The 9,580-nt window shown below is 38.0% G+C and carries 8 protein-coding genes; 1 reads left to right on the top strand and 7 read right to left on the bottom strand.

Translation table 11 applies throughout. The features are described 5' to 3' along the window. Positions 1-353: 353 nt before the first annotated feature. Together dapA and ligA are read right to left on the bottom strand one after the other, a co-directional pair. On the bottom strand, positions 354-1,247 hold the full coding sequence (gene dapA / locus DWZ47_RS15825; RefSeq protein ID WP_004303039.1) for a 4-hydroxy-tetrahydrodipicolinate synthase: 894 nt from the start codon (positions 1,245-1,247) through the stop codon (positions 354-356). Positions 1,248-1,306: 59 nt separating this feature from the next. Further along, complete coding sequence (ligA, locus tag DWZ47_RS15820; protein WP_117513742.1) at positions 1,307-3,307, bottom strand: NAD-dependent DNA ligase LigA; 2,001 nt, start codon at positions 3,305-3,307, stop codon at positions 1,307-1,309. 75 nt (positions 3,308-3,382) lie between these two features. Here ligA and trmD point away from each other — a divergent pair, with 75 nt between their 5' ends. Next, entirely contained in the window at positions 3,383-4,060 is a 678-nt protein-coding gene (gene trmD, locus DWZ47_RS15815) for a tRNA (guanosine(37)-N1)-methyltransferase TrmD (RefSeq protein WP_004295953.1), read from the top strand. A gap of 216 nt (positions 4,061-4,276) precedes the next feature. Here trmD and DWZ47_RS15810 read toward each other — a convergent pair whose 3' ends face one another. The 5 genes from DWZ47_RS15810 to DWZ47_RS15790 all read right to left on the bottom strand — a co-directional run bounded on the left by DWZ47_RS15810 (position 4,277) and on the right by DWZ47_RS15790 (position 9,529). Continuing rightward, entirely contained in the window at positions 4,277-5,188 is a 912-nt protein-coding gene (locus DWZ47_RS15810) for a dihydroorotate dehydrogenase (RefSeq protein ID WP_004295952.1), read from the bottom strand. Continuing rightward, on the bottom strand, positions 5,176-5,952 hold the full coding sequence (locus tag DWZ47_RS15805) for a dihydroorotate dehydrogenase electron transfer subunit (protein ID WP_004295951.1): 777 nt from the start codon (positions 5,950-5,952) through the stop codon (positions 5,176-5,178). Before DWZ47_RS15805 ends, DWZ47_RS15810 begins: the two co-directional genes overlap by 13 nt. A gap of 76 nt (positions 5,953-6,028) precedes the next feature. After that, positions 6,029-6,499, bottom strand: coding sequence for a helix-turn-helix domain-containing protein (locus tag DWZ47_RS15800; protein WP_004295950.1), 471 nt, complete (start codon positions 6,497-6,499; stop codon positions 6,029-6,031). A gap of 1,210 nt (positions 6,500-7,709) precedes the next feature. Further along, positions 7,710-8,729 (bottom strand): DNA polymerase III subunit delta, encoded by a 1,020-nt coding sequence (gene holA, locus DWZ47_RS15795; protein WP_117513740.1) that lies wholly within the window; start codon positions 8,727-8,729, stop codon positions 7,710-7,712. A gap of 23 nt (positions 8,730-8,752) precedes the next feature. After that, positions 8,753-9,529 carry an AMP nucleosidase gene (locus tag DWZ47_RS15790; RefSeq protein ID WP_117513738.1) on the bottom strand — a complete coding sequence of 259 codons (777 nt, stop codon included), beginning with the start codon at positions 9,527-9,529 and terminating at the stop codon, positions 8,753-8,755. Between the last annotated feature and the right edge of the window lie 51 nt (positions 9,530-9,580).

Below are 9,580 nucleotides of genomic sequence, written 5' to 3'. Positions count from 1 at the left end.
AAAAATATAAGAATGAAAAAAGGCCGACAAGATAGAATCGCGGAGACGCTTACTTGGAAATGAAATATGTCACAATGGCTATTAGAATTTCTTATCAAGCCCTCAAATAGCTATGCTTTAGATAGGCTAAAGCGTAGCTATCCGTTCCCTAAAGCTATGCTTTAGGAAGGTGAAAAACCTGTATCGAAAAACGTAATTAATAAGAAATATAACCCTTTCACAATAGACAGCGGCTGTCTTAAAATAAATCATTGGCTGGTTTAAAATAAATATCCCAATGACTGAATTCAATCATTGGGATATTTATTTTAAACACTTAGATGTTTATTATGAATTCCTCGCTGAAGAAGGCATCAACATTTAATATTCAACTCATTCAAAACCTTGCGTATTGCCTCAAATGTGGTAATGCGAGTAGGAACTAGTGGCAACCGAAGTTTATTCTCGATCATACCCATGGCATTCAACATTGATTTTACTCCTGCCGGATTTCCATCAACAAACAATAAATTGAATAATTCCGTGAATCGATGGTGAATGGTTAATGCATTGGCAAAGTCTCCTTGAAGCGCCAGGCGCGTCATACGGCTAAATTCACGAGGAAAAGCATTACCGATTACTGAAATCACACCAACGGCTCCCAATGTAATAAGCGGAAAGGTTATACCATCATCTCCGGAGATTACATTGAAATTTTCCGGTTTATTTTTAATAATATCATCCATTTGCGTAATATTGCCGGATGCTTCTTTAATAGCAACTACATTCTTAAAATCGCGGGCAATCCGCAAAGTAGTTTCAGCAGTCATATTTACCCCCGTACGTCCCGGAACATTATACAATACGATGGGGAGCTCCGTAGCTTCCGCAATCGCTTTATAATGCTGATAAATACCTTCTTGAGAAGGTTTATTATAATACGGCACAACAGACAATATGGCATCAACTCCTGTGAAATCATCATTTTTCAATGTTTCTACAATAGCACGAGTATTATTACCACCTACACCCAACAGAATAGGAATTCTTCCGTTAACGCGGTCAATTACCATCTTTTTTATAGTTTTCTTTTCTTCCTCGGTCAGAGTCGGTGTTTCAGCTGTAGTCCCCAGCACACACAAGAAATCCGCATTATTCTGTAATAGATAGTCCACCATACGCATCAACGCGTCATAGTCAACGCTCTCATCCTCTTTGAAAGGAGTAATCAGTGCTACCCCCATTCCTTTCAATTTAGTCTGTATCATGAGTTTTAATTATAATCTCTAATTTATTTAGCCGCAAAAGTACGAATATTTTTCTTATCTTACGATATAAGTTTCAGAAATTCGTCTTCGCTTAATATGGTTATTCCAAGTTTTTTTGCTTTTTCAAGCTTTGCAGGTCCCATATTGTCCCCAGCCAGTATAAAACTTGTTTTCGCAGAAATGCTTCCTACATTTTTCCCTCCGTTTTTCTCGATAAGCTCTTTATATTCGTCACGTGAATGATGAACAAACACACCGCTGATAACGATAGACTGGCCCGCTAACTTATCCGTATATCCGCTTAAATCTTCTTCGGTGCGATAAAGCTGCAGTCCGGCCTCTTTTAGCTTGGCAACTAACTCACGATTAGACTCATTCGCAAAATATGCAAGTATACTCTGGGCTATTTTTTCTCCGATTTCATCGATACTTACCAATTTTTCAAGATCTGCCTGTTGCAGATCATCTATATTCTCAAACGATTTTGCTATCTTTTTGGCCACAGTCTCACCAACAAAACGAATTCCCAAAGCAAAAATAACACGTTCGAAAGGAACGGTTTTACTTTGTGCAATCCCCGTTACAATGTTCTCCGCCGATTTTTCTCCCATACGATCCAAACCTTTGATATCATCAGCTGTGAGTTTATATAAGTCGGCCGTATTTCTAATTAACCCCAAGCGATAAAACATATCCACGGTTTCCGGTCCCAATCCATCAATATTCATAGCCTTTCGACTAATAAAATGCTCGATTTTGCCTTTGATTTGAGGAGGACACGCTGTTTCATTAGGGCAATAATGAGCGGCTTCCCCTTCATACCTGACTAATTTACTGCCACATTCGGGACAATTGACGATGAATCGAACCTTCTCCCCAAGCATAAAACTACGTGCATCCTTATCTACTCCGGTAATCTTAGGAATAATTTCACCACCTTTTTCCACATAAACCATGTCTCCGATATGCAAATCAAGTCCTTCGATGATATCCGCATTATGTAAGGATGCACGTTTTACGACAGTTCCCGAAAGCTGTACAGGGTCCAGATTAGCTACCGGAGTGACTGCTCCGGTTCTTCCTACCTGATAGGTCACCTTATTCAATCGGGTCAATGCACGTTCTGCCTGGAATTTATAGGCAATAGCCCATCGAGGAGACTTAGCCGTAAAACCCAAATTTTTCTGTTGTCTCAAACTGTTCACCTTCAAAACAATCCCGTCTGTGGCAACCGGTAGATTTTTACGTTCTACATCCCAATAGTTGATAAATTCAAAGACCTCCTCCAATGTCTGGCACTTACGCGTCAAATCAGAGATTTTAAAGCCCCATTTTGCCGCTTCCTGAAGATTTTCATAATGTCCGTCACAAGGCAGATTATCTCCCAATAAATAATATAAATAAGCATCCAGCTTGCGAGAAGCTACAATAGAAGAATTTTGCAACTTCAATGTACCGGACGCCGCATTTCTTGGATTGGCAAAAAGCGGTTCTTCACGCGCCTCTTTTTCCCGGTTCAACTCTTCAAACACTTCCCATGGCATAAGAATTTCCCCACGTATCTCAAAAGAAGCGGGATAATTATCACCATGTAATACAAGCGGAATAGAACGGATTGTTTTCACATTATCCGTCACATCATCGCCTTTTTCTCCATCTCCACGGGTGACGGCACGAACCAACTTCCCATTTTCATAGGTCAACGAAATAGAAGTACCGTCATATTTCATTTCACAACAAATCTCGAAATCCTCATTTAGCGCTTTACGGACACGATCGTAGAAGTCCGTCACTTCCGCTTCCGAATATGTATTTGCCAATGACAGCATAGGATATTTATGAGTCACTTGCGTAAAATTCTTGTTCAAGTCGCTCCCCACGCGCATAGTGGGTGAATTTTCATCTTTATATTCCGGATGTGCTTGTTCCAAATCCTGAAGTTCACGCATCTTATCGTCAAACTCTTTATCCGAGATTTCAGGAGCATTCAACACATAATAATTATAATTATGCCGATGAAGTTCGGCACGCAATTCCTCTATTTTTTCTTTTATATCCATATTTCTTCGATTGTTTAAGGCAAAAATACATGTTTATCTTTGAATATTTGTACTTTTGCGAAAAATTAAAAGATTATGCGCATTGATATTATAACAGTTTTACCCGAAATGATTGAAGGTTTCTTCAATTGTTCTATCATGAAACGAGCTCAAGATAAAGGACTTGCAGAAATACACATTCACAATTTACGTGATTACACCGAAGATAAATATCGTCGTGTCGATGATTATCCTTTTGGAGGATTTGCCGGAATGGTGATGAAAATAGAACCTATCGAACGCTGCATCAATGCTCTAAAGGCAGAACGTGACTACGATGAAGTTATCTTCACGACCCCTGACGGAGAACAATTCAACCAACCGATGGCCAACACTCTCTCTCTGGCACAGAATCTCATTATTCTTTGTGGACACTTTAAAGGCATCGATTACCGTATTCGCGAACATCTGATTACTAAAGAAATCAGTATCGGCGATTATGTATTAACAGGAGGAGAACTAGCGGCAGCAGTGATGGCAGATGCTATCGTACGTATCATTCCCGGAGTCATCTCCGATGAACAATCCGCACTTTCCGATTCTTTCCAGGATAATTTGCTGGCAGCACCTGTATATACACGACCTGCTGATTATAAAGGCTGGAAAGTTCCCGATATTCTATTATCCGGGCATGAAGCAAAGATCAAAGAATGGGAACTGCAACAGTCCCTGGAACGCACCAGAAAACTTCGTCCCGACCTATTAGGGGAGTAAAATAAAGTGTAAATAAAAACGACGATGAAGATTACGTAAATCCTCACCGTCGTTTTTATTTTATCTTCAATCTAAAGATTCTGTCTGTAGACAATTCCTCTAAACACGAACTTCTTTTTCATCTGCCACTACCTGCCTGTTTATCCTTTCTTTATTTAAAAGAGAAATAGCATTTTTCTTGCAGACTTAATGCGAAGGGTTATTGTATGTTTTCAATTATACCTCAAGCGCACCAATTATTTCCTTTACAGACTTACATCCGTGTCTTTCCAGGTAATTATTTATACCATCTTCCACTTTAATAGTCACAGCAGGATCTATGAAATTTGCCGTACCAATTTGGATGGCCGTCGCACCTGCAAGCATGAATTCAACAGCATCTTTCCAGTCCATAATACCTCCCAATCCAATGACAGGAATATTTACCGCCTTGGCAACTTGCCATACCATACGTAATGCGATAGGTTTTACGGCTGCTCCCGACATTCCGCCTGTTATAGTTGACAAAATAGGGCGTTTACGTTCCGCATCAATCGCCATACCCAGCAATGTATTGATTAATGACACGCTATCCGCACCACTTTCTTCTGCTGCACGAGCTATTTCAGTGATGTCCGTAACGTTCGGGGAGAGTTTTACGATAAGTGTCTTTTTGTAAGCTGAACGCACTGCTTTTACTACTTCTGACGCCCCTTTTGCTGACACACCAAAAGCCATACCACCTTGCTTTACATTAGGGCAAGAGATGTTTAGCTCTATAGCAGGAATTTTGTCAAGTTCATTAATGATTTCAGCTGTTTTTACATAATCTTCGATGGCAGATCCCGAAACGTTTACAATCATATTCGTTTGGATGTCTTTTATACGGGGATATATATGCTCCACAAAGTAATCAACACCCTTATTTTGCAGTCCTACAGCGTTTAACATCCCAGAAGGAGTCTCTGCCATACGCGGATAAGGGTTTCCTTCACGTTTGTGAAGAGTAGTTCCTTTTACAATAATACCACCTATTCGCGCTATATCAATGAAGTCGGAGAACTCTTCACCATATCCAAATGTACCAGATGCTGTCATCACCGGGTTTTTCATTTGTAGTTCACCAATGTTTACACTTAAATCTGCCATAGTAGTTTATTTATATTAAAAACAGGACCTTCTTTACATACACACAAATGACCTTCTGTCGTATTTTCCACACAACATAAGCATGCTCCGATACCACAAGCCATTGTATTTTCCAAAGATACTTCACATTCTATCTGATTACTTTTGGCATATTTTGCCACAGCCACCATCATCGGTTTGGGACCACAAGTGTAAATCTGCTCAAATCGTACCTTATTTAATATAGAATGTTGGGTAACATATCCTTTTTCTCCATGGCTACCATCTTCCGTGGTGGTATATACCTCTCCATATTTGGCAAACTCTTCCAGCTGCAACAGATCTTTGTCGCTACGGGCACCTAACAGGAACGTAGGTTTATGGCCTTTTTTAGCCAACTGCTCACCTAAATAAAGCATAGGGGCTGTTCCGACACCTCCACCAACTAATAAGAGCTTATCAGAAGCCTCCAGAGGCATTGTATATGCATTTCCCAGTGGAAGCACTACATTTATTGTTTCACCGGGATTAACCTCTGCCAAACGTCTTGTTCCATCACCAACCAGCTGGATCAGAAACCAGACCTCATTTCGCTGTTTATCTACAAAATTAATAGAAATGGGACGCCGTAAGAATGTAGTAGGCGAACCGTCCACCCGGAGTTCGGCAAACTGCCCAGGTAACATTTCGGGCAGTAATGACTGAGAGGTCAATTTTAGCAATACATAGTTTGCATTCAATCTGATATTCTCGGTCACTGTCAGATCTAAAATAAATTTCTTCATGTATGGATATAAAAGTATAAATTCGTATTCCGGGTGCAAAGATACAGGAAATTGCTCAAACCACCGATTTTACTCTTCATTTTTCAGGTCGAAACGTCTCATAGGTATTATCATCGAAAAATATTCTTATTTCCGTGATTTTCCTGGCAGGCTTTTCTATATACCTAATCTCTTGTTTTACAATCTCTTTGGGGGCATTTTCGGCATTTCTTAACGGCGTTTCCTTGCGATTTTCCGGAAGAGTCGGTTCTTTGGACGGATTTACGGGATTCTCGTCGAATAAAGAAGGCAGATAATCGTGATTAGAAGAAGAAAAGGAAGTTCCTTCTTCAGACACCATCATTTCGCCCTTACCATAAAGCAACCATTCAAGATTTACATAGTCATACTTTTGATGAACCTTCATAACGACCTCTAAGCTGGGTTTATTCCGATCATTTAAAATATGAGAGAGAGTAGATTGTTGCACTCCAATTGTTTCAGCAAAAACTCTAGGAGGAACTTTTTCTCTTTCCATTATCATTCTGATTCTGTCTTTTATTTCCATACTACCTTCTTTTTATTACAATTGTATGTGTTATGTACCTATTTCACAAAAATACGCACTATCTCATTGATTATACAAAGGTAAATAATCAGATTCACAAAAGCAAATTACAAATATAAAAATACTAATATTACAAAAGTATATTATATTATACAAATCGAATATTACGCTTGTATATAGAATAAAACGAGTTATTATAAGCATATAGCTTTAGTTTAATTATATATCATAAAGCACAGATATACAACTATATATATAACACAAATTAAACTCAAATAGAGACATTCACAAATATACATACCACATAGAGAAGGCTCTTATAGCACAAATTGATATAATAAACTATATAATCTTGATTTATAATAAGATAATAGAGATAAAAGTATTTGTTAATGCCTGAAAAACGACATTTGTATATAGAGTATTATTTTTGTAAATGCATAAATATATTATTGTAAACACCATCTTTTGATTACATTTAGAATTCATTCACATAAGTATACGACACATTTGTAACCACATAAATACACAAAAGTAAATATTGATAGTTGCAAAAGCAATAAAAGGAAGGGATCAACTCATACTTTACCAATGTATATTGCTATTTTTTTCTAATCATCCTTTACAATCTTCTCTAAAAAGAGAATCCTTGCAATATTTCCGTACCGATCTCCACTTATTTATTTTTTTTCAATTCTAGGAAGCTCATTTTTAGCATAAACAAATGAAATACAAACACTTACCCCTATAATTCAGATTCTATTTTTCTATTAAACTAGAAAAAATAGGCTTATAGTAATCAAAAATACTCTGGATTATCAAAATGACACTAATGGATGATTTTAGAGAAAAGAAAAAATCTCCATTCTCACTATAAAACGATACCTTTAAAATCCAAAATGCTTTTTTGATAAACTCAAGAATAAGTAAACTTTTCTCGTTTAAAAATTAAAGCTCCTATTTAAAAGAAAAAGTTTCCTTGAAGGTAGATCAATACAAAATTCTAAAAATATACTTTGTGTAGTTCGTTAAATGGGTAACTCTATAAAACTACAAAAGGAGTAAATCTATTTGTAAAATAATCACTGGCATTGTGAAAGTCTTTTTTATAATGGAAGTAATTGCGGGAATACAAAAAAAGACATATACTTCCCGTTTCTATCTACGGTAAAAGTATATGTCTGATTATATAGGTAATTCTTAATCCTACTTAATGCAAAATTTTGAACACTAATTCACGAAGAATATCTCCATCTGTCATAGAACTATTTTGGACTCCTTTGGATTTTGCATCAGCATATCGTATTTCTCCAACAATCTGCATCGTCTTTACTCCGCTATATTTTCGCATTGCTGCCATATAATCCCGGGCCTGCCAGGGAGTTCTTAGTCCTAGCATATTTGCGATCCCTTGCTCTGATTTATTCGGTGCATAATAAGCCAACATTAGATTGGAGTAAAAGCTGAATAATAAAGACAGCGTCATTTGGATTGGGTTAGTTTTCGGATTTTCCTCAAAATATTTTATTATCTTATTTGCTTTCAATATATCCTTTTCCACTAAAGCACTGCGCAATTCAAAGTTATTATAATCTTTGCTTATGCCTATGTTTTTTTCTATCTGTTCAGGAGTTACGCGTTTTTGCCCGGCAGGTAAAGTGATAATCAACTTTTCAAGTTCTCCGGTCAGACGACTCAAATCTGAACCTACAAAATCAGCAAGCATAACAGTTGCTTTAGGTTCCATATCAACTCCTTTCCGTTTCATATATGAAGCTATAAAACCGGGAAGTTGTGCATCCTTTATTTTTTTAGATTCAAACAGTACACCAACTTTGTCCACCTCGGCAGCCAGCTTCTTTCTACGATCCAACGTTCCATGCTTATGGCATATCACTAAAATGGTGGAAAGCAAAGGCTTTTGAAGATAATACGACAACTCTTCCATATTACGTACCGCCTGCGCTTCCTTAACTACTACTACTTGGTGTTCCGACATCATGGGATAACGCTTTGCAGCATTTATAATCGTTGCCACATCCACATCAGCCCCATACACAACAGTCAGGTTGAATTCTTTTTCCGTCTCACTCAACACATTATCCGTTATGTAATCTGCAATCAAGTCGATATAATACGACTCTTCTCCCATCAGGTAATAGATAGGGCGATACTGCTTTGCTCTCAATTCCTTGAGGATGTCATCACAGGTCAGTTCTTGTTTTGCCATATATAATTTTCAGAAAGACCGGATTACCAGTCGAATTTCAAGTGTTTAACAGTTTTCTTTTCATCAATAATCATACGCAAAGAAGCAATACCAATTTCAACATGCTCTTCCACATAATTTCTAGTAACCAAACTATCACTTCTATCTGTTTTTACTCCGTCGGGAGTCATTGGCTGATCGGACACTAATAATAATGCGCCGGTAGGAATATGATTGGCAAAGCCACAACTGAACAAAGTTGCAGTTTCCATATCAACTGCCATAGCCCGGGTCTTTTTCAGATATTCTTTGAATGTATCATCATGTTCCCAGATACGGCGGTTGGTGGTATATACGGTACCGGTCCAATAGTCACGACCTTTGTCACGGATGGATGAAGAAACGGCACGCTGCAACATAAATGCAGGTAATGCAGGAACTTCGGGAGGAAAATAATCGTTAGAAGTTCCCTCTCCACGGATAGCTGCAATGGGGAGAATCAAGTCGCCAAGCTGGTTTTTCTTGTCGATGCCACCACATTTTCCCAAAAACAAACAAGCCTTGGGTTGAATAGCTCCCAGCAAGTCCATGATGATGGCAGCGTTGGGACTTCCCATGCCAAAGTTAATCATAGTGATACCTTCGGCAGAAGCAGAAATCATATTTGCATCCCTTCCTAAGATGGGAACATTAAACTGATTTGCGAAAATCTCGACGTACTTGTTGAAGTTAGTCAACAGAATATACTCTCCAAAATCCTCCAGGTTACGTTTTGTGTAACGGGGCAGCCAATTAGCTACGATTTCTTCTTTTGTTTTCATAATTATCTATTAAATTTGTGCTCCCAATAATGGGAACCATTATTTAACTTA

It is taken from the genome of Bacteroides sp. AF32-8BH, from assembly GCF_003435205.1.
GTDB lineage: Bacteria > Bacteroidota > Bacteroidia > Bacteroidales > Bacteroidaceae > Bacteroides > Bacteroides ovatus.
This window is presented reverse-complemented; position numbering and strand designations above follow the sequence as displayed.

Coding starts and splice junctions, on each gene's coding strand:
- trmD (WP_004295953.1), top strand. CDS start 3,383: ATGCGCATTGATATTATAACAGTTTTACCCGAAATGATTGAAGGTTTC.
- DWZ47_RS15810 (WP_004295952.1), bottom strand. CDS start 5,188: ATGGCAGATTTAAGTGTAAACATTGGTGAACTACAAATGAAAAACCCG.
- DWZ47_RS15805 (WP_004295951.1), bottom strand. CDS start 5,952: ATGAAGAAATTTATTTTAGATCTGACAGTGACCGAGAATATCAGATTG.
- dapA (WP_004303039.1), bottom strand. CDS start 1,247: ATGATACAGACTAAATTGAAAGGAATGGGGGTAGCACTGATTACTCCT.
- DWZ47_RS15790 (WP_117513738.1), bottom strand. CDS start 9,529: ATGAAAACAAAAGAAGAAATCGTAGCTAATTGGCTGCCCCGTTACACA.
- holA (WP_117513740.1), bottom strand. CDS start 8,729: ATGGCAAAACAAGAACTGACCTGTGATGACATCCTCAAGGAATTGAGA.
- DWZ47_RS15800 (WP_004295950.1), bottom strand. CDS start 6,499: ATGGAAATAAAAGACAGAATCAGAATGATAATGGAAAGAGAAAAAGTT.
- ligA (WP_117513742.1), bottom strand. CDS start 3,307: ATGGATATAAAAGAAAAAATAGAGGAATTGCGTGCCGAACTTCATCGG.